Raw genomic sequence first — 21,905 nt, 5'->3', positions numbered from 1 at the left:
GTTTACCGCATTGTGCAGTTGATACCGTCATGACCGATTTGTTCGACCACCGCCAGGTTCGCCGTTCGTTCTCGCGCGCCGCGCACGGCTACGACGGCGCCGCCGCGTTGCAGCGCGAAGTCGGCGCGCGCCTGTCGGAAACCCTGGAATACCTCGACGATCGCGCGCCCGAGGTCGTGGTCGATATCGGCTGCGGCCCCGGTCATCTGAGCGCGGCGATGCAGAAACGCTGGCCGCGCGCGCAGGTGATCGCGCTCGATCTCGCCCTGCCGATGCTGCGCGAAGCGCGCGGCCATTTCGGCGACGGCGGCTGGCGTCCGCGTCTGCTCGGCGGTGCGCGCCGGCCCGATCCGGTCTGCGCCGATGCGCGCGCGCTGCCGTTGCGCGATGGCAGCGTCGATGTGCTGTTTTCGAATCTGTGCCTGCAATGGGTCGAGGATTTGCCGGCGGTATTCGCCGGTTTCCGCCGTGTGCTCAAGCCCGGCGGCTTGCTGTTGGTGTCGACCTTCGGTCCGGACACGCTGTACGAATTGCGTGGTGCGTTCGCCGAAGCGGACGCCGCGCCGCACGTAAGCCTGTTCCCGTCGATCGCCCAGTTCGGCGATGCGCTGATCGCCGCGGGGTTCAAGAATCCGGTGCTCGATCGCGACGAATTCACTCTGGGTCATCCCGACCTGGGGCATCTGATGCGCGAGCTGCGCACGCTCGGCGCGACCAATGCGATGAGCACGCGCCGGCGCGCGCTGACCGGGCGCGAGCGTTTCGCCCGCGCCGCGCAGGCGTACGAAGCCTTGCGCGGCGACAACGGCCAACTGCCGGCGACCTGGGAAGTGATCTACGCGCACGCCTGGGGCCCCGAGCCGGGCACGCCGATTCGCGTGGGCGGAGTCGATGAAGTGCAGGTGCCGGTGTCGAGCATCCGGATCAGGCCGCGCTCGTGAGCGATCGCCGTCGGGCGCTGTGGGCGGTGCTGATCGCGCTCGCCGCGGCCTTGTTCTTCACCTGCACCTACGTGCTCAATCGCGCCGCCGCCAACGACGGCGGGCATTGGGCCTGGACCGCGGCGCTGCGTTATCTGTTGACGCTGCCGATGCTGTTGCTGGTGATGCCGCTGCTTGGCGGCGTGCGTCCGGTGTGGCGGGCGATTCGCGCGCATCCCGGGCCGTGGCTGCTGTGGAGCGGGATCGGTTTCGTTCTGTTCTATGTCTGCCTGAGTTACGCCGCGTCGAGCGGGCCGTCGTGGCTGATCGCCGCGACCTTCCAGCTCACCGTGATCGCCGGCATGCTGTGCGCGCCTTTGCTGTATCGCGATGCACGGGCGAAGGTGCCGTGGCCGGCGTTGCTGATCGGCGCGGTGATCGTGGCCGGCGTGTTGCTGCTGCAGTTCGGTCATGGCGGCGGGACGCTCGATCGCGCCGGCTGGATCGCGCTGATCTGCGTGGCGGTGTCGGCGGTCGCCTATCCGCTCGGCAACCGTGGGTTGTTGCTGCATCTGGAGCAGGCCGGGATCGAGCTCAACGCGACTCAGCGCGTATTCGGCATGACCCTGGCGAGCCAACCGCTGTGGTGGGCGCTGGCGGTGTATGCCGGCGTCGAGGCCGGGGCGCCGCCGATGGGTCAGATCGGCCTGGCCGCGGGCGTGGCCTTGAGCGCGGGCGTGATCGCGACCGTGTTGTTCTTCCAGGCCACCGGCATGGTGCGCAACGACCCCACCGCGCTGGCCGCGGCCGAGGCCATGCAGGCCGCGGAGATCCTGTTCGCCACCGTGATCGGCGCGCTGTGGCTGGGCGAAGCCTGGCCGCAGGGGCGGGCCCTGGTCGGCGCCTGCGTGGTGATGCTGGGCATCGTGGCCTTCAGCGTGGTCGCCGCGCGCGCGGCGGCGGGCAACGAGCGTCGGGTGAAGGAATTGCGCAGCGATCGGGGTGGGTGAGGCGGGTTGATGCTTGCGGGGCTATTGGCTTGCGCGGCTGACTTCCGATGGTGATGGATGTGGTGTCGATGGATGCAGGTTCCACACCTTGCCGATGTAGCGCGCGAAAGTCGGTGCCCACTTTGTAAAAGGGGGCGAGCGCCGATGCAGGTTGGTCGCGCGGAAGTGATCGGTGCGCGGGGGATTCGCTTTTGCGTTTGGCGTGGCGACCGGATCGAAAAGCGAATCCCCCCAGCCCCCCTTTTCCAAAGAGGGGAACAGCAAAAGCCTAGGGTTTCGGATGGCGATGCATGCAGGGTCGATCGATGCAAGGCCGGCACCCTGCCGATGTCGCGCGCGAAAGTTGGCGCCCACTTTGTAAAAGAGGGCGAGCGCCAGTGCGGGTTGGTTGCGCGGAAGTGATCGGTGCGCGGGGGATTCGCTTTTGCGTTTGGCGTGGCGACCGGATCGAAAAGCGAATCCCCCCCAGCCCCCCTTTTCCAAAGGGGGGAACGGCAACAGCGACAGCAACAGCAATAGAAACAGCAACATTCAGCGGTGATCTGACGACCGCCACCCCATCCGCACCGTGCCCCGAGCTGTGGATGTCTGCCCCACGCCACGGCCCAAGGCGACCGTGCCTTCGGCACACCCAGGCCACCCCAAAGCTGGATCGACTCGGGCTAGACTGCGACGCTCACCGATACGAGGGCGGACCGGGGTATGCGTATTGGCCTGTGGGCGCTGCTGATCGCGTTGGCCTGCCTGTGTCTGCCGGCCGCGGCGCAATCGCTGAAGGTCGAGGTGTTGCTGACCGATACCGACCTGCAGGCGCCGCCGGTCGGGGCGCCGGTGATCCGCAGCCTGGTCGCCGAACGGCCCGAGGACGTGATCCGCTTCAGCCTGCCGCGGCGCGACGCCGGGTATTGGCTGCGCCTGACCAGCCAACGCTCGATCGGCGCCCAGGACGGCCAGCTGCTGGTCCTGCGCGGGCCGCGTGCGATGGGGCCGCTGCTGTATTACCCGCCCGGCGCCGGCGCGCGCGAGGTCGAGGACGCCGAGCACGGCGGCGTGCCGCTGATGCGGCGCGGCTGGGTGCTGGCCCTGCCCAACGGCTGGCCGCCGTCGTCGGTCGCCTATCTGCGGATCAAGGGCCGCGCGGCGATGAGCGAGATCCGCCTGTCCTTCGCCAGCATTCCCGAACTGGCCCGCCAGGAGCGCGGCGACGCGCGCTTCATGGCCGCCGCGTTCACCGCGATGATGCTGATGGCGGTGGCCATGGTCGGGGTGTGGGTCGCGTTCCGCGACTTCGTCTACCTCGGCTACGGCGCCTACCTGGGCTGCATGGCGACCTATCTGCTGCTGTTGTCCGGCGACGCCTCGGAAATGTGGGGCCTGGCCAGCCTGGCCAGCGAACCGGCGGTCGGCTGGGCGCTGGCGACCCTGGCCACGATCTTCCAGATCGGCTTCAGCCTGCGCTTCCTCGACCTGCCGCGGCTGATGCCGCGCACCACCTGGGTGCTGCGCATCATCCAGTGGGCCAACATGGCCTGGCTGCTGGTCCTGCTGGTGCTGCGCGAACATTCCTACAATTGGTGGTACATCGGCGGCAACGCGCTGTTGCTGCTCGGCGTGCCGCTGATGCTGGTGATCGCGGTCGCGGCCTGGCGCAAGGGCGCGCCGTACGCCGGTTATTACCTGCTCGGCTGGACCCCGATGCTGGTGTTCGCCGCCGCGCTCGCCGCCAACACCCTGGGCCTGCAGGACGCCGAATGGGCCGAGCGCGGCCTGGCCCTGACCGCGGTGCTGGAATCGGCCGTGCTCGCGCTGGCGTTGAGCCAGCACGCCGCCAACCGCCACCGCATCCTGCTGCTGGCGCGGCAGTCGGTGGAACGCGACCCGCTGACCGGCGCGCTCAACGCCCAGGTGCTCGAGCAGATGCTCGAGGCCTGGTCCTCGCCAGGCAGCCTCAACGTCAATACCTACGGCCTGCTGCTGGTCGACCTGGACGGCTTCGGCGAGGTCAACGCGCGCTACGGCCGCGCGGTCGGCGACGCGCTGCTGCAGCAGGCGCTCGCGCGCATGCGCGGGGTGCTGCGTCCGGACGACACCATCGCGCGCATCGACGGCGACTGCTTCGGCATCGTCAGCGAATGCGAGCGGGTCGAATGCGAACTGCTCGCGCGACGCATCGCCGACACCTTCGCGCAGCGCCCGTTCCGCATCGACAGCCACGAAATCGTCATGAGCGTGAGCATCGGCCTGGCCATGTCGCAGCGCGGCGAGCAGGTGGCGGCGTTGTTCGAACGGGTCCGCGTGGCGCTGCGCAGCGCGGCCTCGGCCGGGCGCAACGCGATCAGCGTGGCACAGAACAGTGGCCGCGATGTCGCGGTGATTCTGCATTCCGAATGACCCACCGGCACAGGGCGCCATCACGCGGCCGTGACGCTGCTGAGCGGGCCGCCGGCCCAAGCTGAATATCGCCGAATTAGCGGCGAATCTTCACCTGCATTGCATCCGCCTGGGCCTAGCGTGGGCCGCATGGACGTACGCGCCGTACACGGAAGCTGATGCACACCATGACCCAGCACGACGAACAGGGCGTCGGCGCGGAGGTCGCCCGGGCGATCGATCCGGGCGAGTACCGCGAGCATTTCCATCGTGAGTTCCGCTTCGCCGCCTATTACAGCGCCGGTCGCGAATGGCCCGACTACGAACCGGCCTATCGCTACGGCTACGACAGCTTTCTGGAATGCGGCGGCCGTCGTTTCGAGGACGTCGAAGCGCAGCTGGCGCGCGGCTGGGGCCATGCCCGGGCCGCGTCGCGATTGCACTGGGCCGAAGCGCGCGACGCGGTGCGCGACGGATGGCACCACATAGAGCGCAACCTGCCGCACGCGCTCGATCGGCCTTTGCGCTGAAAGCATGCGCGCTGGCCAATCTCCCTAGGTCTCTCTCCCCCGGGGAGCTTCTGGTCGCCCTGGTTCATCGGGGCGGCCTTTTTTATTTTCGGGATTCGGGATTCGGGATTGGGGATTGGGGATTGGGGATTGGGGATTGGGGATTCGCAGCAGTCGCGGGCTTGCGGGGTTGGGCGGCACGGCGGCTGGAACCCGGCGTTGCGGCCGGCGCACTCGGCGCGAACGGCCCGGTGGAGTAGGATGCCGGTCCCACCCGCAAGAGGCCGCGTCATGGCCGACAACGACAACAAGCCCTCACGCGAGCAGGCCGAAGCCGCGGTCCGCGTCCTGCTGAGCTGGGCCGGCGAGGATCCCGACCGCGAGGGCCTGCTCGACACGCCCAAGCGCGTGGTTACCGCCTACGGCGACTGGTTCAGCGGTTACACCGACGATCCGCGCGAGTACCTGGCCCGGACGTTCGAGGAAGTCGCCGGTTACGACGAAATGATCGTGCTGCGCGACATCGAGTTCGAAAGCCATTGCGAGCACCACATGGCCCCGATCATCGGCAAGGCGCATGTGGGCTACCTGCCCAACGGCAAGGTGGTCGGCATCAGCAAGCTGGCGCGCGTGGTCGAGACCTATGCGCGGCGCTTCCAGGTGCAGGAGAAGATGACCGCGCAGATCGCCCAGTCGATCCAGGACGTGCTGCAGCCGCTCGGCGTGGGCGTGGTGATCGAGGGCGCGCACGAATGCATGACCACCCGCGGCGTGCACAAGCGCGGCGTGAGCATGATCACCTCGAAGATGCTCGGCATGTTCCGCGACGATGCGCGCACGCGCGCGGAGTTCCTGCGGTTTATCGACGTGGGTCCGGGACGCTGATTCAGCGCCCGCGATTTACCCCCTATCCCGCGTGCGGGAGAGGGTTGGGGTGAGGGCGCGGCGACTGCAGATCGCGCCGTCTCTTCCGCTTCGCACGCCCTCATCCGCCCTTCGGGCACCTTCTCCCGCCAGCGGGAGAAGGGAAAATGTCAGCCGACCTTCGCCAACGGCGAATTGTTCTGCACCGCCACCGGCGCCCGCTCGCTCAGCAACGCCACGATCCCCGCCGCCGCCTCGCGTCCTTCGAACGCCGCGGTCACCACCAGATCCGCGCCGCGCACCGCGTCGCCGCCGGCGAACACCTTCGGATTGGTGGTCTGGTACGGCAAGCCCGCCGCCGCCTTGCGCTTGGTCGCGCAGTTGCCCGAGGTCGCCAGCACCTTGATCCGGCCGTTGTCGGCCAGTTCGATGCCTTGCTGCGCCAGCCACGCCGGCGGATCGGGCTGGAAGCCGAACGCGATGATCACCACGTCGGCGTCGAGCACCGATTCGCTGCCCTCGATCGCTTCGGCGCGTTGACGGCCGCGCGCGTCCGGCGGGCCCAGCCGGGTCTGCGCGACACGCACCGCATTGACCGTGGTGCCGTCGCCGAGCAGTTCCAGCGGCTGCCGGTTGAACAGGAATTCCACGCCTTCCTCGCGCGCATTGGCGACCTCGCGCGCCGAGCCGGGCATGTTGGCCTCGTCGCGCCGATACACGCAGCGCACCTGCGCCGCGCCCATGCGCACCGCGCTGCGCACGCAGTCCATGCCGGTGTCGCCGCCGCCGAGCACGACCACGCGCTTGCCGCGCAGGTCGGGCAGTTCGAGCTGATCCTCCCAGCCGGCGATCGGCGCCGAACGCAGGTTGTCGCCGTCGCCCTGCACGACGCGGCCGTTCTGCACCAGGAACGGCAGCGCCGGCAGCACGTTGCGCAGATCCTGCCCGGGCAGGCCGCCGTCGGTGTAGCGGTAAGAACCCAGCCCCAGGAACACCGCATCGAATTCGGCGGTCAGCGCATCCAGACTGATATCGCGGCCGATCTCGACCCCGAGCCGGAACTGCACGCCCATGCCTTCGAGCACTTCGCGGCGCTTGACCATCACCGACTTCTCCAGCTTGAAGCTGGGAATGCCGAAATGCAGCAGGCCGCCGATCGCCTCGTAACGATCGAACACCACCGCCTGGATGCCGGCGCGCGCGAGACGATCCGCGCACGACAGTCCGGCCGGGCCGGCGCCGACGATCGCGACGCGATGGCCGGTGGCCTTCACCGTCGACAGATCCGGACGCCAGCCGTCGGCGAGCGCGTTGTCGACGATGTACTTCTCGACCGCGCCGATGGTGACCGCGCCGAAACCGTCGTTGAGGGTGCAGCTGCCTTCGCACAGGCGGTCCTGCGGGCAGACCCGGCCGCAAACTTCGGGCAGCGGATTGGTTTCGTGGCACAAGGACGCGGCTTCGTGCAGGCGGCCTTCGCGCGCGAGTTCGAGCCACTGCGGAATGTAGTTGTGCAGCGGGCAGGCCCAGCCGCAGTAGGGATTGCCGCAGTCCAGGCAGCGGCCGGCCTGCTTCTTGGCTTCGACGTCGGCGAAGCGGCCGTACAGTTCGCCCCAGTCGCCGTTGAGGCGCAGTTGCAGCGGGATGCGCGAGGGCATTTCGCGCGGGGCGTCGCGGAATTGGAAGACTTGCTTCTTGGTCATTGCGGCGTGCCTGGTTGGCGTTGTCGATGGGTGGCGGTCGCGTTAGAAGCAACAGCCAAAGCAAATCCCCCCTGGCCCCCCTTTTTCAAAGGGGGGAACCCGATCGGTTTTTTCGATCGGGTATGGAGGTGTTCGCTCGGGTGCTCCAATCGCGAATTGCCGGCCATCGTCGTTACCTTCCTAGCTACCGCGTTTGCTTTTGCCGTCCCCCCCTTTGAAAAAGGGGGGCAGGGGGGATTTGCTTTTCCGATCAGACGCGTCGTCACCATCACGCCGCACTCCTCAACGTCTCAGCCAGCGACTCCAGACTCGCCGCCTTGGGCTTCACCAGCCAGAACTTGCCCAGATAATCGCGCATCTCATCGAGAATCCGCCGCGCCCACACGCTGCCGGTCAAGGCCACATGCGTCTCCAGCAGATCGTGCAGATGCGAGCGGTGATGTTCGAAGCCGTCGGCCGAGATGCGCAGGATGTCGATCAACTCGTGGTTGTAGCGATCGACGAAATCGCGCTCGGTATCGAGCACATACGCCATGCCGCCGGTAAAGCCCGCGCCGAAATTCAAACCGGTGCGGCCCAGCACCGCGACCACGCCGCCGGTCATGTACTCGCAGCAGTGATCGCCGGCGCCCTCGACCACCGCGGTCGCGCCGGAATTGCGCACGGCGAAGCGTTCGCCGGCGCGGCCGGCCGCGTACAGCTCGCCGCCGGTGGCGCCGTACAGGCAGGTGTTGCCGAGGATCGGCGTCTCGTTGGCGACATAGCGCGCGCCGACCGGCGGACGCAGCACGATGCGTCCGCCCGCCATGCCCTTGCCGACGTAATCGTTGGCTTCGCCCGACAATTCGAACTGCAGACCGCCGGCCTGGAACGCGCCGAAGCTCTGTCCGGCGGTGCCGCTGAAGCGCAAGGTGATCGGCGCATCGCTCATGCCGCGATCGCCGTGCGCGCGCGCGATCCGCCCGGACAGGCGCGCGCCGATGCTGCGGTCGGTGTTGCGGATCTTGTAGCTGTAATCGCCGCCGGCCTTGTTCGCGATCGCCTCGGCCAGATCGGCTTCGAGCTGCGCCGACAGGCCGTCGGGTTCGGCCGCCGGCGCCGGCATGCCGCAATGGCCGCCGTGGGCGAGGCCGGAACCGGCCAGCAACGGCGACAAGTCCAGCCGCTGCTGACGCGCGCTGTCGCCTTCGCTTTGCTTGAGCAGATCGGTGCGGCCGACGATTTCGCCGAGCGTGCGCACGCCGAGCGAGGCCAGCCAATGCCGCACTTCCTCGGCGAGCAGGCGGAAGAAATTCTCCACCCGCTCGGGCAGGCCGGTGAAATGCTCGCGGCGCAGGCCGGCATCCTGGGTGGCCACGCCGGTCGCGCAATTGTTGAGATGGCAGATGCGCAGGTACTTGCAGCCCAGCGCGATCATCGGCGCGGTGCCGAAACCGAAACTCTCCGCGCCGAGCAGCGCGGCCTTGATCACGTCCAGGCCGCTCTTCAGGCCGCCATCGGTTTGAAGGATCACCCGTTCGCGCAGATCGTTGGCGATCAGGGCCTGGCGCGCTTCGGCCAAACCCAGTTCCCACGGCGTACCGGCATAACGGATCGACGACAGCGGGCTCGCGCCGGTGCCGCCGTCGTGGCCGGACACGGTGACCAAGTCAGCGCCGGCCTTTGCCACGCCGGTAGCGATGGTGCCCACGCCCGCGTGCGACACCAGCTTGACCGAGATCAACGCCTGCGGATTGACCTGGCGCAAGTCGTGAATCAACTGCGCCAGATCCTCGATCGAATAGATGTCGTGATGCGGCGGCGGCGAAATCAGGCCGATGCCCGGCATCGCATAACGCAATCGCGCGATCAGCTCGTTGACCTTGTGGCCCGGTAGCTGACCACCTTCGCCGGGCTTGGCGCCCTGGGCGATCTTGATCTGCAGCACTTCGGCGTTGACCAAGTATTCCGGCGTGACGCCAAACCGGCCCGAGGCGATCTGCTTGATCTTCGACACTTTGTCGGTGCGATAACGCGCCGGATCTTCGCCGCCTTCGCCCGAGTTCGAACGCCCGCCCAAGCGATTCATCGCGATCGCCAGCGCTTCGTGCGCTTCGGGCGACAACGCGCCCAGACTCATCGCCGCCGAATCGAAGCGGCGCACGATGTCGGCGACCGGCTCGACCTGATCGAGCGGAATCGCCTTGGCCGGATCGGCGTTGAGTTCGAGCAGATCGCGCAGTGCCGCGGTCGGGCGTTCGTTGACCGCTTCGGCGTAATGCTGCCAGTCCGCCCAATCGCCGCTGCCGACCGCGCGTTGCAGGCGCGTGACCACGTCGGGATTGAACAGATGGTATTCGCCGCCGGGCGTGTACTTGAGCAGGCCGCCGATCTCCGGCAGACGATTCGCGTCCCAGCCGATGTCGGCCAGGGTCTGATTGTCCTGCTGCAACAGGTCGAACCCCGCGCCGGCGATGCGCGAAGGCGCGCCGGTGAAGCACAGGTCGACGACTTCCTTATCCAGGCCGATGATTTCGAACAACTGCGCGCCGCGGTAACTGCCGATGGTCGCGATGCCCATCTTCGAAATGATCTTGAGCAGGCCCTTCTTGATCGCGCGCCGGTAGCTGCGGCCGATCTGCGCGACTTCGCCGTGCTTGGTGCGCAGGATGCCGCGCGCGCCCAGATCGTGCAGGGTCTGATAGGCCAGATACGGATACACCGCGGTCGCGCCGAAACCGATCAGACAGGCGAAGTGATGCGGATCGCGCGCGGTGCCGGTCTCGATGATGAGGTTGGCTTCGCAGCGCAGGCCGACCTTGCTCAAGTGCTGGTGGATCGCGCCGGTGGCGAGCAGCGCATGCATCATCAGCGCGTCGCGGCGCGGGCGCCTATCGGTGACGATCAGCAGCACGATGCCTTCGCGGGTGGCCTCTTCGGCTTCCAGGCACAGCCGCAAGATCGCGGCCTTGAGCCCTTCCTCGGCGGTGTAGTTCAAGTCGATGTAGCGATGCGACTGATCGTACGGCGCCATCGACAGCAGCTGGCGCAGCTTGCGTTGCGCGAGTACCGGCGAGTTGAGATGGATATGGCCGACGTTGTTCGGCCCGTCGACGAACACGTTGCCCTCGCGCCCGATCTGGGTCGCCAGCGACATCACGCAGTCCTCGCGCAGCGGGTCCATCGGCGGGTTGGTGACTTGCGCGAAGGCCTGGCGGAAGTGGTCGTACAGCGGCCGCACCTGTTGCGACAGCACCGCCATCGGCACGTCGTCGCCCATCGAGCCGGTGGCTTCCTGTTCGATCTCGGCCAGCGGGCGCAGCACCTGCTCGCGTTCTTCGCGGGTCAGCTGGAACAGCTTCTGAAAACCGGCGAGGGTTTCCGGATCGAACGGTTCGGCGGCGAGGTTGGGATCGATCAGCTCGCTGTGCAGGTAGGTCATGCCCTGCTTGAGCCAGCGCTTGTACGGCGCGCGCGCGCGGTTGATGCGGTCGATCGCGTCGGAGTCGAGCAATTCGCCCTGATACAGGTCGGCGGCGATCATCTCGCCCGGGCCGAGCTTGCCCTTGGCTTCGATCTCCTCGACCGGCAGTTCCCACACCCCGGCTTCCGAGGCGATCAGGAAGTGGCGGTCGCGCGAACGCAGCCAGCGCGCCGGGCGCAGACCGTTGCGGTCGAGCGTGCAGGCGGCATAGCGGCCGTCGCAGGTGACGATGCCGGCCGGGCCGTCCCACGGGTCGGTGTTGAGCGCGTAATACTCGTAGAACGCGGCGAGGTCGGCGTCCTTGTACTCCAGCGACTGGGTCGCCGGCGGGATCAGGATGCGCATCGCCTTGAGCAGGTCCATGCCGCCGGCCTGCAGCACCTCGAGCATGTTGTCCAGGCTCTGCGAATCCGAGCCGTCGGTGCTGACGATCTGATCGAACTCGCGCAGGTCCAGGGTCGGCGTGCGCCAGGCGTGCGCGCGCACCTGCGCCCAGGCGCGATTGCCGGCGATGGTGTTGATCTCGCCGTTGTGGGCGAGCAGGCGGAACGGCTGCGCCAGCGGCCAGCGCGGCGTGGTGTTGGTGGAGAAGCGCTGGTGGAACACGACCGCGCTCGCGGCCAGTTCGGCGCGTTGCAGGTCCGGATACAACTGCATCAGCCGATCCGGCAGCACCATGCCCTTGTAGCCGATGCTGGCCGAGGACAGGCTGACCACATAAAAGTCTTTGATCGCATGCAGGCGCTGTTCGGCGCGGCGGCGCGCCAGGAACAGCGAACGCTGGAAACCGGCCGGATCGAACGGCGCGGCCGCGTCGACGAAGATCTGCTCGATCCGCGGCATGGTCTTGCGCGCCAGATCGCCGCAGGCGTCGAGATTGACCGGCACCACGCGCCAACCGGTGACGCGCATGCCTTCGGCGCGCAGGGTGTCGTTGAGGGTGTCGCGGGCGATCGTGGCCTGCTCGGGATCGTGAGGCAGGAACACCAGGCCGGCGGCGAAATGCGGGCCGGGCCGGATGTTGGCTTCGCGCGCGATCAGGCGCAAGAACGCGTCGGGCTGGCGAATCAGCAGGCCGCAGCCGTCGCCGCTGAGCCCGTCGGCGGCGACGCCGCCGCGATGGGTCATGCGCGACAGCGCCTCCAGGGCGCGGTCGACCAGGGCGCGGCTGGGGCGATCGTCGAGTTGCGCGATCAGCCCGAAACCGCAGGCGTCCCGCTCGTCGCGGGGGTCGTAGAGGCCCTGTTGGCTGGGGCTTTGTTGCTTGGCTTGCATCGCATCTCCGGGACCGTGGGTGTTCCGTGGATCGCTAGCTCGCTACCGCTACGCATTGGGTTGTGGGGTGCCGATGGTTTTAGTGCCGGATTCCTGATGGGTTCCCAATGCGAAGTCTTCGCGATGTCGCTGTGTCGTTCAGCGCGTGGCCGTGTGGCCCGCACGCAGGGCGCATCCGCCAATGGCAAGGGAGACGATCCCGTACCGACGGCCTTGAAACCGAGCGTGCTCCGAATAAATCACAAATTGTGCGATGCGGCAATTCACTCCCGGACGCGGGAATTGCGATCCCGGCACGGGGGCCGGTTTTGTGAGCGCGCGCGCTCACAGCGGTTTTTCCAAGTCGATGATCGCAATGGGAAAATCACCGGGCCGCGAGACAATTGGTAACGCGCGAAACCATCTGCGCATGACAAACGTCCCTGCCGCTTGCGCGACCGCGCGCTAGACTGCGCCGACTGTTATCCCCTCAGGCGGCCGCCTACCCCATGACCACGTCTTCCGCTCCCGCCCCGGGCGCGCGTCGAGCTGCGCTCGTCTTCATTTTCGTCACCGTGCTGATCGACGTGCTGTCGTTCGGCCTGATCATTCCGGTGCTGCCGCACCTGATCGAGCGCTTCGTCGACGGCGACACCGCGCGCGCGGCCTATTGGGTCGGGCTGTTCGGCACGGTGTTCGCGCTGATCCAGTTCGTGTTCTCGCCGATCCAGGGCAGCCTGTCGGACCGCTACGGCCGGCGTCCGGTGATCCTGCTGTCGTGCCTGGGCCTAGGCCTGGATTTCGTGCTGATGGCGGTGGTCGACACCCTGCCGCTGCTGCTGATCGGCCGGATCATTTCCGGCATCACCGCGGCCAGCTTCACCACCGCCAACGCCTACATCGCCGACATCACCCCGCCCGAGCAGCGCGCCAAGAGCTTCGGCATGATCGGCGCGGCGTTCGGCGTGGGCTTCGTGGTCGGGCCGCTGATCGGCGCCTACCTGGGCGAAGTCGACCTGCGCCTGCCGTTCTGGTTCGCCGCCGGGCTGGCGCTGCTGAACTTTTTCTACGGCCTGTTCGTGCTGCCCGAATCGCTGCCGAAGGAAAAGCGCACCGCGCGCTTCGACTGGGCGCACGCCAACCCGTTCGGTTCGCTGATGCTGCTCAAGCGCTACCCGCAGGTGTTCGGCCTGGCCGCGGTGGTGTTCATCGCCAACATGGCGCACTACGTGTATCCGAGCATCTTCGTGCTGTTCGCCGATTACCAATATCACTGGGGTCTGCGCGAAGTCGGCTGGGTGCTGCTGGTGGTGGGCGTGTGCAACATCATCGTCAACGTCGGTTTGATCGGGCGCGTGGTGGCCAGACTCGGCGAACGCCGCACCTTGCTGCTCGGTCTGGGCTGCGGCGTGGTCGGTTTCGTCATCTATGGTCTGGCCGATGTCGGCACGCTGTTCCTGATCGGCCTGCCGATCAGCGCGCTGTGGGCGATGGCCGCGCCGGCGACCCAGGCGCTGGTCACCCGTCAGGTCGGCCCGAGCGAGCAAGGCCGCATCCAGGGCGCGCTGATGAGCCTGATCTCGCTGGCCGGCGTGCTCGGCCCGGCGCTGTTCGCCGGCAGCTTCGGTTACTTCATCGGCAAGACCTCGCCGATCCATCTGCCGGGCGCGCCGTGGTTCATCGCCGCGATCCTGCTGTGCATCGGCCTGCTGATCGCGTGGCGTTACGCGCGCGTGCCGGCGACGACGCCCGCGGCGGCGGAAGCCGAAGCGGCCGTCTGAATATGCCATTGCCCTACCTGACCGATGGCACAGGTGGGCGCGGCGCGCGGCCGGCAAGGTCGCGGGTATTGATCAGGAGAGTTCTCATGCGTGCTTTGATCGTTCCGCTTCTTGCCGCCGTGGCGCTGAGCGCCTGCGGCGGCGTCGAGTACCGCGACACCAATGCCGCGGTGGATGCGCGGCCCGAATGCGCCAGCGGCCCGACCCGTCCGGGCGAAACCCCGCCCGCGTGGTGCGAGCGCAAGACCGAGGCCAAATGGAACAGCGACAGCAAGGGCGAGAAGGTCGACTTCAAGAAGAAGGACGACGCGCCACGCTGAACCGTTAGGGTTCGGCGGCGGCCGATCCGCATCCTTGTCGCGACCTTGACGCGGCGGCCCGTATTGCTGGGCCATGAGCCAGTCCAAATCTTCCGCAGCCTTGCCCGCGGTCGCCAACCGCCGCGCCGCGCGCGCGGCCGGCCTGCGTTACGTCAACGACGGCGAGCCGGGCATCGAGCGCCGCCGCGCCGGCCGCGGCTTCGTCTATCGCGATCCGCGCGGGCGGGCGGTGAGCGCGGCGAAAACCCTCGAACGCATCCGCGCGCTGGCGATCCCGCCGGCCTATACGCAGGTGTGGATCTGCACCGACGCGCGCGGCCATCTGCAGGCCACCGGTCGCGATGCGCGCGGGCGCAAGCAATACCGTTATCACCCGCAATGGCGGCAGACCCGCGACGAAGGCAAGTTCGAACGCGTGATCGCCTTCGGCCGGGCCTTGCCGGCGCTGCGGCGCAAAGTGCGGCGCGACCTCAAGTTGCCGGGCTTCCCGCGCGACAAGGTGCTGGCGATCGTGGTCGCGGTGATGGCCGAAACCTTGTTGCGCGTGGGCAATCACGAATACGCGCGCAGCAACCGCTCGTTCGGCCTGACCACCTTGCGCAATCGCCATGTCGATTTCCTGCGCGGCGGCCGCGCGCGGTTTCGTTTTCGCGGCAAGGGCGGGCTGGCGCTGGAGGTCGAACTCGACAACGCCAAGCTGGTCGCGCAGGTGCGTCGTTGTCAGCAGCTGCCGGGGCAGGCGCTGTTTCAGTACCGTGACGACGACGGCCGTCTGCAACCGGTGGATTCCGGCGCGGTCAACGCCTACCTGCACGAGGCCATGGGCGCGGACTTCACCGCCAAGGACTTCCGCACCTGGGGCGGCACCCTGGCCGCGTTCCGGCGTCTGGCCGAGTTGCCGCTGCCCGAGCCCTCGCGCACCGGCAAGCCGAGTGAGCGCGCGCTGCTGCTCGCGCAGAACGCGGTGATCGGCGAAGTCGCGCAGGCGCTGCGCAATACGCCGAGCGTCTGCCGCAAGGCCTATATCGATCCGGCGGTGTTCAGCGGTTGGCGCGAAGGCCGATTGTCGCGTTACGCCGACGGCGCGCGCAGCGAGTTGCAGTGGGAAAGCGCGGCGCTGCGGTTCCTCAAGCAGGCGCGCAAGCACGCCGGCTGAGCGCGGGCGCGGCCGGCGCGGGCAGGGCGATCACGGCGCCATCTGCGCCAGTTCGGCCTGCGGCAACGGCAGCAGCGCCCAGAACGCGGTGCGCGCTTTCGCCCAGTCCTGGGCGGCGTCGTTGAGGATTTCGATCAGGGTCGCCGCGTCGTCGCTGTGCTGCGCCTGCCACGCGCCGGCGTGTTCGATCAGCAGCACATAGCCCGGCGCCGGCCACCACGACAGGTCGTTGACGCTGTCGTTGAGCGCATCCCAGTTGCCGCCGAACCAGGCGGGAAAACGCAGTGCGCGCGCGATGCGTTCGAGCGCGTCGTCTTTACCCGTGCAATCGCTGAAATCGACCCGCGCCAGCGCGAACTCCAGTTCGGTCGCGGCGTCGGCCAGCGCGCGCGCGTCGCGCGCATCGATGAAATAGGCGCCGGCCTGGGCCGGATCGGCGAGCAGTTCGCGCGGATCGATGGCGCTCATCGCGAGGCTCCTTCGGCAAGGTCGAAGCGCCGGAAGCTGCGGTAGTGATCGTCGCTGTAGAAATACTCGCGCGGCGGATCGCCGCCGGTGACGATGCGGCGCGCGCCGCGATCGTCCGAGCCGGGCGTCTCCACCGTGTACTCGCGGTAGTAACCGCGCGGCTGTTTCGGCAGGCGATTCTCGCGGTTCTGGAAGGTGCTCCCGTCCTGGCGATGGTCGAACGGGCCGCCCGCGGCGATGCGGCGCAGGACGTCGTGGGCTTCGCGGGGCAGGAAGGCGGGGTAGGCGTCGCCGCGCCTGTCGTCGCCGCGCACCGTGTCGTTGCCGACGGGGCCCTGTTCGCGGTGCGACGCGCTGTCCGAGGCGGATGTCGCGACCGGCGTACGCGCTGAATGCTGGGACCATGCCCATAGGCCGATCAGGAGTACGGCGGCGATCAGCCACAGGTTGCGGCGCATGGTGGTGACCCTCGCGGACGATGGTCGCAGTTTAGAGCACGTAGTTGGTTGGCGCTGCTTCGATGCGGCGGCGGTGTTGTGGGCCGATGGATTTGCGCGGTATTCGGCGAGATTCATGGTTGCGGCCGCGGTGTCGCCGCGGGGCGCGTGTCGGTCGCCAGGTTTGCGAGCTCGGTGTCCGGGATGTCGGCGCGACGGCGGGGCTGCGTCGTGGTCGGGGTGGCGCGGTCGCGGCTTGCGCCGCTCCTACAGGGGGCATCGACACAACGGCAGTGATGGGTGAAACGCCGCGCGGGGACGCGGCGTTGCACCGGGGTTTCTTGCGTCACGCGGGGCGATGTTGTGGCTCGCTTGGCGAATGCGGGGTCGCGGCCGTGGCGTGCTTCGCTATCGTCGCAGGCGTTCGTAGCGCGTTGCGTGGGCTCGCGTGCTCAGCCGCAACCCACATCGACGATCACGTTGTTCTCGTCGACATGCACGTTGACCCGACCGTCCATGTATTCCTTGGTGATCGCCTGGCCCGGCTTGAGCACGCGCACGGTGTGGCCGCCGGCCTGGGTGCGCGCGCGTTCGACCGTGGCGGCGTCGGCGGTCTTGCCGACCAGCGCGGCCTTGGCCGCGTCGGCGTTGCAGGTGCGCGGCGCGGGCATGGGGTGCGGTTCGCCCGGGGCGATCGGTTCGACCGCGCCGCCCTGTTCGGCCGAACTGGGCATTTCTTCGGTGGGGCGCAGTCCGGCGCAGGCGGCCATCGCCAGGGGCAGGGTCGCGGCCAATACCGCGCCCGACAGCAGGCGGGCGGCGGGTAGGTTATGAAGGCGCAGCGGGAACAGCGGGCCGATCCGGTTCGACATGGCGATCTCCTTCAGCGACGCCGCGCAGGGCGGAATGCCCGCGCGGCACGATGGGGCGAGCCTGCGCCGCAGTGGCTGTGTCCAGGGTTAACGCGGAAACCCGATCGCGCGATCCGCGACTTCGTTCACAGCGCGCGCGGCGTTATCCGCATTGGGTGGTGCGAGCGCTGGCGATCCACAGCGAACGCACCGAGTCGGATCGGTGCGTTCGCGTACGCATTCGAACGGACGAAACTCAGCCGCAACGCAGGCCGGTGATCGCGCCGCGTTCGTTGACGTCGATGTTCAGACGGTCCTGCTGGAAGTCCATCGTCGCGGCCATGCCGGGCTTGAGCACGCGAACCGAACGGCTGCCGGTTTCGGTGCGGGCGCGCTCGATGGTGGCTTCGTCGGGGGCGCGGCCGATCGCCCAGCGCGCGGCCTCGGCGTTGCAGCTGGCCGGGCTGATGTTGGTCGGCGGAATCGGCGTCGCGCACGCGGCCAGGGCGAGGCTCAGCGCGGCGATCGGAAGGGCGGTGCGAAGGACGGTATTCGGGGACATGGCGAGGCTCCTGGCTGCTCGGCGGATCGGTGCCGCGAGCCTGCGGGCGGCGGCGTGTGCGGCGCATGAAGGCCGGGGCGCGCAGTGTAGCGGGGCGATGCGACACGGCGATGGTCGCGATTCGGCGGGATGCGCGGTGTGTTCATGCGCGGGTGTGGTGCGGCGGCGATCGCGATTGCGTTGCTGTCGGAGTCGGAGTCGGTGTTGGCGATCGCGTCGGCGTTGCGGATGGTGGCGTCGTGGTCGTTGTGGCGCGGTCGCGGCTTGCGCCGCTCCTACAGGGGGAAACACACATCGCGAAGGTCGGGCGGCTACCTGTAGGAGCGGCGCGAGCCGCGACCGCGTCGCGACAGATCGCGTCGTCATTACGAAGCCGTGATTCGCGCCGGCGCTACGCCGAAGCCAACGCGCGCTCGTCGTAGGCCTCGATCAACTTGAGCATCAGCTGCGCCAAGGTCACCACGTCCTGATGGTTATGCGCCGCCACCCGACGCAGCAACGCCGACGACCCGCCGCGCAGGTAATGCAGCCATGCCGCCGGCGCCTGCGAACCGGGCAGGTCGTCCTCGCGCACGATGTGCAGCAATTCGCGCTCCATGGTCGCCAGCCGGCAGTTTTCCCACACGCCGCGGTACATCCGCCGGGTCGGGAACAGCAGGTCGACGTGATCCAGTCCGCTCAGCGGATTGGCGATGCGCGCCAGGCGATAACGCGTGTTCAACAGCGGCGTGTCGTAGCAGCGGCCGTTGTAGCTCGACAGCACCGTGCCCGGTTCGATCCACTGGGCGAAGGCGCGCAGCATCGCCGGTTCGGCGGACAAGGTGGAGATCATCAACTGGCGGATGCGCAGGCCGTCGCCGAGTTGCCGATCGTGATACCAGTCGGCGGCGCCGATCATGAAGGCGCGGGTGCCGGTGCCGCCGGCCAGGCCGGTGGTTTCGGTGTCGAAGAACAGCAGTCGACGCGGGTCGAGCGCGTCGTCGGGGCGCTTGGCGAACGCGAGCGGCAGCGATTGCGCGGGTGTCGGCAGCGGCAGGTGCGCCTGGATCAGATGCAGGCCGGGGGCGATTTCTTCGCCTGGGAGCGAGCGCTCGGCGGGCAGGGCGCGCAGGTTGCGGTTGGGTGTCGGGTTCGCGTTGCCGGAATGGGCGGGGACGGATCGTGGGAACGCGCGGGGCGGCGCGGTCTGCGGTGCCGCGGCTGCGTCGGTGGGCGCGGATGCGGCGCTGGGCTTGCGTTCGCGCAAGGCGATCAGGCGGCGCAGTGCATCGATGTCGGTGCGCGAAGAACGGATCTCGCCCAACCCTTCTTTTCCGAAGAGGGGAGCGCTTGCGTCGCGGCTTGGGCTTGTGTCAGTGGGTGGGCGGGGATGCGCCGCGAGCGGGGTCGTATCGACTGACGTGTGCGAAGAGCGAATCTCCCCCAACCCCTCTTTTCCAAAGAGGGGAGCGCTGGCGTCGCGGTTCGAAAAGGCGGCCTCTTTCTGGATGGTGTCGGCAACGGCGTCGTGGCCGACGACTTCGCGGTGAGATTCGGTAGCCGACGCATCCGCTGGTCTCCCCTCTTTGGAAAAGAGGGGCCGGGGGAGATTCGCTTTCCCCTCCGGCGCAGACGCAACCTCCGCCTCAGCCCGCCCAGCCTGCCGCTGCAGCGCCCGCAATTTGGCCAGGGTCAGACTCATGCGAGGTCGCCGTCGTCGTGCCCACTCAACAAGCGCAGCACCTGCAAGGCCAGCGACCGCGGCGTCGTCTGTTCGCGGTCTTCGTCGGCCGCCAGCACCGGGCCGACGCAGGCCGGGCAGCCGGCGCGGCAGTCGCAGCGTTCGACCAATTCCAGCGCGCGGCCGACCAGTTCGGCCTGGCGCAGCCACAGCGGCTCGCTCAAGCCCACGCCGCCGGGGAAGTTGTCGTACAGGTACACGGTCGGCACGAACTGCTGCACTTCCAGCATCGCCACCGGGCCGCCGAGCGGCGCCTCGTGTTCGCCGCCGCGCAGCTGGCCGCGGCCGTTCGCGTCCTGAGTCGCGAACCACGCGCCGTCGCCGTTGCCGACCGACTTCTGCAGGTCGCGCGCATCGGCCATCACCGCGACCGTGGCGACGATGTGCAGCGCATGCGCGGCGCCGAGGAACCCGTCCAGCGCCTCGTGCCTGGAGCCGAAGCGCGACAGCAGCACGCCCTGCGGCAGCTGCCACCACACCGCGGTCGTGTGCAGTTCCTGATCGGGCAGATTGACCGGCCCGTAGCCGATGCTTTCGTGGGTGTAGTAACGAATCTTCTTGTAACCGGCCACGCGCCGGACCACATGCACTTCGCCGTGATGGCTGTCGCCGCGGCCGGCCTCACCACCGTCGAAACGTTCGAGCACCTTGAGCTTGGTGTAGTCGATCGAGTCGGTGTAGTAGTCGACGTGGGTGCGGGTCACATAAGCCTTGCGGCCGTCCCAGTCGAGGCGTTCGACCTGATACGGCACCGACTGGATCATGTGGATCGCGCCTTCGTACAGGGTCAGCGCGGCGGCCGAGTAATCGACCTCGGCGATGATGACCTGGCGCCCGTCGCTGCGATCGACCACGACGAAATTGCCGTCGGCGACCGAGCGCAGGCTGACCGCGTTGGCCGGGTAGCTGTCGGCGATCCATTCCCAGCGCTCGCCTTCGCGATGCACCACGCCGGTTTCGGCCAGGGCTTCGAGGAACACTTCCGGATCGATCGGGCCGAAATTCTCGCCGTGCTGGAACGGCAGTTCGAACGCGGCGCAGCGGATGTGATCGAACAGGATCAGCGGCTGGTCCGGCGCGATGCGCGCATGTTCGGGCGAGGCGTCGGCGAAGAAATCCGGATGCCGCACGACGTATTGATCGAGCGGCTGCGAGCTGGCGACCAGGATGCCCAGCGACGGCTGCTGGCGCCGGCCGGCGCGGCCGAAGCGCTGCCAAGTGGCTGCGACCGAGCCCGGATAGCCGTTGAGCACGACCACGTCGAGACTGCCGATGTCCACGCCCAGTTCCAGCGCCGAAGTCGAGACGATGCCGTCGATGCGGCCGTCGCGCATCGCGCGTTCGGCCTCGCGGCGCTCGCTCGGCAGATAGCCGCCGCGGTAGGCGCGGATGCGCGCGGGCTTGCGCGGGTCGTGATCGAACACGTCCTTGAGGTACTTGGTCAGCACTTCGACCATCAGCCGGGTCTGGGCGAAGATGAGCGTCTTCAACCCCGCCTTGATCGCGATGCGCGCGATCCGGTTGCTCTGCGAGCGCGCCGACGCGCGCAGGCCCAGGTCGGCGTTGACCACCGGCGGGTTCCACAGCAGCACGTGCTTGTCGCCGGTCGGCGCGCCCGAATCCAGGATCGCGCGCACCGGTTGTTCGATCAGCGCCTCGGCGTGGGCCTTGGGATTGCCGATCGTCGCCGAGCACAGGATGAATTGCGGGGCGACGCCGTAGAACGCGCAGATCCGTTGCAGGCGCCGCAGCACCCCGGCGACGTGGCTGCCGAACACGCCGCGGTAGGTGTGGATCTCGTCGATCACGATGTAGCGCAGGTTCTCGAAGAACTGCGCCCACTTGGTGTGATGCGGCAGGATCGCCTGATGCAGCATGTCGGGGTTGGACACGACGATGTCGCCGTGCAGGCGGATCGCCTGGCGCGCTTCGCCGGGGGTGTCGCCGTCGAAGGTGAAGGCCTTGACCCCCAGGTCGCCGGCGCGGTTGAGCTCCAGCAACTCGGCGACCTGGTCCTGGGCCAGGGCCTTGGTCGGAAACAGGTACAGCGCCTTGGCCCCGCGGGTCATCGCCGCGGCCACCACCGGCAGGGTGTAGCACAGCGACTTGCCCGAGGCGGTCGGGGTGACCACGGCGACGTGCTCGCCGGCCTGGGTCGCGTCCCAGGCCTGCGCCTGGTGGCTGTAGAGGCGGTCGATGCCGCGCGCGCGCAGCGCGGCCTTGAGCGATTCGGGCAGGTCCTCGGGCAGCGGCGCGTAGCGGCCTTCGCGCCCGGGGATGGTGAAACTGCCGGTGATGCGGTCGCGGTAGCGGCGCTGCAGGCGCTGCGCCAGCGCGCCGCCGTGGCGGGCGTCGATGGCTTCCTCGCTGTCGCTGCGGGCCAGCGCGCGGGCCGCGGCGGGCGAGGGGACGAGATCGCGCGAGGACGGGTCGATCAGGGCGGACATGGCGGCGACGGCAGGGGCGGAGTCTCGTTGTACGCGACGGCGATCTCAGTGTGTGAGACGGTGCCGTGCC

General features: G+C 68.4%; 17 protein-coding genes. 8 read left to right on the top strand and 9 right to left on the bottom strand.

The features are described 5' to 3' along the window. Positions 1–29 precede the first annotated feature (29 nt). Both bioC and IEQ11_RS24190 read left to right on the top strand, forming a co-directional pair. Entirely contained in the window at positions 30–941 is a 912-nt protein-coding gene (bioC, locus tag IEQ11_RS24195) for a malonyl-ACP O-methyltransferase BioC (RefSeq protein WP_046658336.1), read from the top strand. Next, on the top strand, positions 938–1,930 hold the full coding sequence (locus IEQ11_RS24190; protein ID WP_247024662.1) for a multidrug resistance efflux transporter family protein: 993 nt from the start codon (positions 938–940) through the stop codon (positions 1,928–1,930). The genes bioC and IEQ11_RS24190 overlap by 4 nt, the downstream gene beginning before the upstream one ends. 21 nt (positions 1,931–1,951) lie before the next feature. On the opposite strand, the gene IEQ11_RS24185 is transcribed toward IEQ11_RS24190, so the two are convergent. Then, positions 1,952–2,461, bottom strand: coding sequence for a hypothetical protein (locus IEQ11_RS24185; protein ID WP_191822670.1), 510 nt, complete (start codon positions 2,459–2,461; stop codon positions 1,952–1,954). 171 nt (positions 2,462–2,632) lie between these two features. Between IEQ11_RS24185 and IEQ11_RS24180 the strand changes: the two genes are divergently transcribed. The 3 genes from IEQ11_RS24180 (at position 2,633) to folE (ending at position 5,694) form a co-directional block, all read left to right on the top strand. Then, positions 2,633–4,321 carry a GGDEF domain-containing protein gene (locus IEQ11_RS24180; protein WP_036105158.1) on the top strand — a complete coding sequence of 563 codons (1,689 nt, stop codon included), beginning with the start codon at positions 2,633–2,635 and terminating at the stop codon, positions 4,319–4,321. Positions 4,322–4,479: 158 nt separating this feature from the next. Further along, positions 4,480–4,830 (top strand): hypothetical protein, encoded by a 351-nt coding sequence (locus tag IEQ11_RS24175; protein WP_052756473.1) that lies wholly within the window; start codon positions 4,480–4,482, stop codon positions 4,828–4,830. Between the two features lie 270 nt (positions 4,831–5,100). Continuing rightward, on the top strand, positions 5,101–5,694 hold the full coding sequence (gene folE, locus IEQ11_RS24170; RefSeq protein WP_057923011.1) for a GTP cyclohydrolase I FolE: 594 nt from the start codon (positions 5,101–5,103) through the stop codon (positions 5,692–5,694). 149 nt (positions 5,695–5,843) lie between these two features. On the opposite strand, the gene IEQ11_RS24165 is transcribed toward folE, so the two are convergent. Both IEQ11_RS24165 and gltB read right to left on the bottom strand, forming a co-directional pair. Then, positions 5,844–7,376: an FAD-dependent oxidoreductase gene (locus IEQ11_RS24165; protein ID WP_191822669.1), complete on the bottom strand. Its 1,533-nt coding sequence runs from the start codon at positions 7,374–7,376 to the stop codon at positions 5,844–5,846. A 268-nt stretch (positions 7,377–7,644) separates the two neighbouring features. Beyond that, positions 7,645–12,114 (bottom strand): glutamate synthase large subunit, encoded by a 4,470-nt coding sequence (gene gltB, locus IEQ11_RS24160; protein ID WP_191822668.1) that lies wholly within the window; start codon positions 12,112–12,114, stop codon positions 7,645–7,647. Between the two features lie 488 nt (positions 12,115–12,602). Between gltB and IEQ11_RS24155 the strand changes: the two genes are divergently transcribed. The 3 genes from IEQ11_RS24155 (at position 12,603) to IEQ11_RS24145 (ending at position 15,350) form a co-directional block, all read left to right on the top strand. Then, positions 12,603–13,874 carry a TCR/Tet family MFS transporter gene (locus IEQ11_RS24155; RefSeq protein ID WP_191822667.1) on the top strand — a complete coding sequence of 424 codons (1,272 nt, stop codon included), beginning with the start codon at positions 12,603–12,605 and terminating at the stop codon, positions 13,872–13,874. An 86-nt stretch (positions 13,875–13,960) separates the two neighbouring features. Next, positions 13,961–14,194 (top strand): hypothetical protein, encoded by a 234-nt coding sequence (locus IEQ11_RS24150; protein WP_153019115.1) that lies wholly within the window; start codon positions 13,961–13,963, stop codon positions 14,192–14,194. A gap of 73 nt (positions 14,195–14,267) precedes the next feature. Further along, positions 14,268–15,350, top strand: a complete 1,083-nt coding sequence (locus IEQ11_RS24145; RefSeq protein ID WP_191822666.1) for a DNA topoisomerase IB — start codon at positions 14,268–14,270, stop codon at positions 15,348–15,350. Positions 15,351–15,380: 30 nt separating this feature from the next. On the opposite strand, the gene IEQ11_RS24140 is transcribed toward IEQ11_RS24145, so the two are convergent. From IEQ11_RS24140 to IEQ11_RS24115, 6 genes are all read right to left on the bottom strand, one after another. After that, positions 15,381–15,818 carry a barstar family protein gene (locus IEQ11_RS24140; RefSeq protein WP_191822665.1) on the bottom strand — a complete coding sequence of 146 codons (438 nt, stop codon included), beginning with the start codon at positions 15,816–15,818 and terminating at the stop codon, positions 15,381–15,383. Then, positions 15,815–16,276 (bottom strand): guanyl-specific ribonuclease, encoded by a 462-nt coding sequence (locus IEQ11_RS24135; protein ID WP_191822664.1) that lies wholly within the window; start codon positions 16,274–16,276, stop codon positions 15,815–15,817. The genes IEQ11_RS24140 and IEQ11_RS24135 overlap by 4 nt, the downstream gene beginning before the upstream one ends. Positions 16,277–16,707: 431 nt before the next feature. Beyond that, entirely contained in the window at positions 16,708–17,127 is a 420-nt protein-coding gene (locus IEQ11_RS24130; protein WP_191822663.1) for an I78 family peptidase inhibitor, read from the bottom strand. A gap of 235 nt (positions 17,128–17,362) precedes the next feature. Further along, positions 17,363–17,668 (bottom strand): I78 family peptidase inhibitor, encoded by a 306-nt coding sequence (locus IEQ11_RS24125; RefSeq protein ID WP_036105144.1) that lies wholly within the window; start codon positions 17,666–17,668, stop codon positions 17,363–17,365. A gap of 391 nt (positions 17,669–18,059) precedes the next feature. Further along, positions 18,060–19,349 carry a ribonuclease H-like domain-containing protein gene (locus IEQ11_RS24120; protein WP_191822662.1) on the bottom strand — a complete coding sequence of 430 codons (1,290 nt, stop codon included), beginning with the start codon at positions 19,347–19,349 and terminating at the stop codon, positions 18,060–18,062. Next, entirely contained in the window at positions 19,346–21,835 is a 2,490-nt protein-coding gene (locus IEQ11_RS24115; protein WP_191822661.1) for a DEAD/DEAH box helicase, read from the bottom strand. Before IEQ11_RS24115 ends, IEQ11_RS24120 begins: the two co-directional genes overlap by 4 nt. Positions 21,836–21,905 lie beyond the last annotated feature (70 nt).

It is taken from the genome of Lysobacter capsici, from assembly GCF_014779555.2.
GTDB lineage: Bacteria > Pseudomonadota > Gammaproteobacteria > Xanthomonadales > Xanthomonadaceae > Lysobacter > Lysobacter capsici.
Note: the sequence above shows the minus strand (reverse complement) of the source record. Positions and strands in the feature narration are given on the sequence as shown.

Coding starts and splice junctions, on each gene's coding strand:
- IEQ11_RS24185 (WP_191822670.1), bottom strand. CDS start 2,461: ATGTTGCTGTTTCTATTGCTGTTGCTGTCGCTGTTGCCGTTCCCCCCT.
- gltB (WP_191822668.1), bottom strand. CDS start 12,114: ATGCAAGCCAAGCAACAAAGCCCCAGCCAACAGGGCCTCTACGACCCC.
- folE (WP_057923011.1), top strand. CDS start 5,101: ATGGCCGACAACGACAACAAGCCCTCACGCGAGCAGGCCGAAGCCGCG.
- IEQ11_RS24135 (WP_191822664.1), bottom strand. CDS start 16,276: ATGCGCCGCAACCTGTGGCTGATCGCCGCCGTACTCCTGATCGGCCTA.
- IEQ11_RS24115 (WP_191822661.1), bottom strand. CDS start 21,835: ATGTCCGCCCTGATCGACCCGTCCTCGCGCGATCTCGTCCCCTCGCCC.
- IEQ11_RS24125 (WP_036105144.1), bottom strand. CDS start 17,668: ATGTCCCCGAATACCGTCCTTCGCACCGCCCTTCCGATCGCCGCGCTG.
- IEQ11_RS24155 (WP_191822667.1), top strand. CDS start 12,603: ATGACCACGTCTTCCGCTCCCGCCCCGGGCGCGCGTCGAGCTGCGCTC.
- IEQ11_RS24145 (WP_191822666.1), top strand. CDS start 14,268: ATGAGCCAGTCCAAATCTTCCGCAGCCTTGCCCGCGGTCGCCAACCGC.
- IEQ11_RS24165 (WP_191822669.1), bottom strand. CDS start 7,376: ATGACCAAGAAGCAAGTCTTCCAATTCCGCGACGCCCCGCGCGAAATG.
- IEQ11_RS24180 (WP_036105158.1), top strand. CDS start 2,633: ATGCGTATTGGCCTGTGGGCGCTGCTGATCGCGTTGGCCTGCCTGTGT.
- IEQ11_RS24140 (WP_191822665.1), bottom strand. CDS start 15,818: ATGAGCGCCATCGATCCGCGCGAACTGCTCGCCGATCCGGCCCAGGCC.
- IEQ11_RS24120 (WP_191822662.1), bottom strand. CDS start 19,349: ATGAGTCTGACCCTGGCCAAATTGCGGGCGCTGCAGCGGCAGGCTGGG.
- IEQ11_RS24175 (WP_052756473.1), top strand. CDS start 4,480: ATGCACACCATGACCCAGCACGACGAACAGGGCGTCGGCGCGGAGGTC.
- IEQ11_RS24130 (WP_191822663.1), bottom strand. CDS start 17,127: ATGTCGAACCGGATCGGCCCGCTGTTCCCGCTGCGCCTTCATAACCTA.
- IEQ11_RS24150 (WP_153019115.1), top strand. CDS start 13,961: ATGCGTGCTTTGATCGTTCCGCTTCTTGCCGCCGTGGCGCTGAGCGCC.
- bioC (WP_046658336.1), top strand. CDS start 30: ATGACCGATTTGTTCGACCACCGCCAGGTTCGCCGTTCGTTCTCGCGC.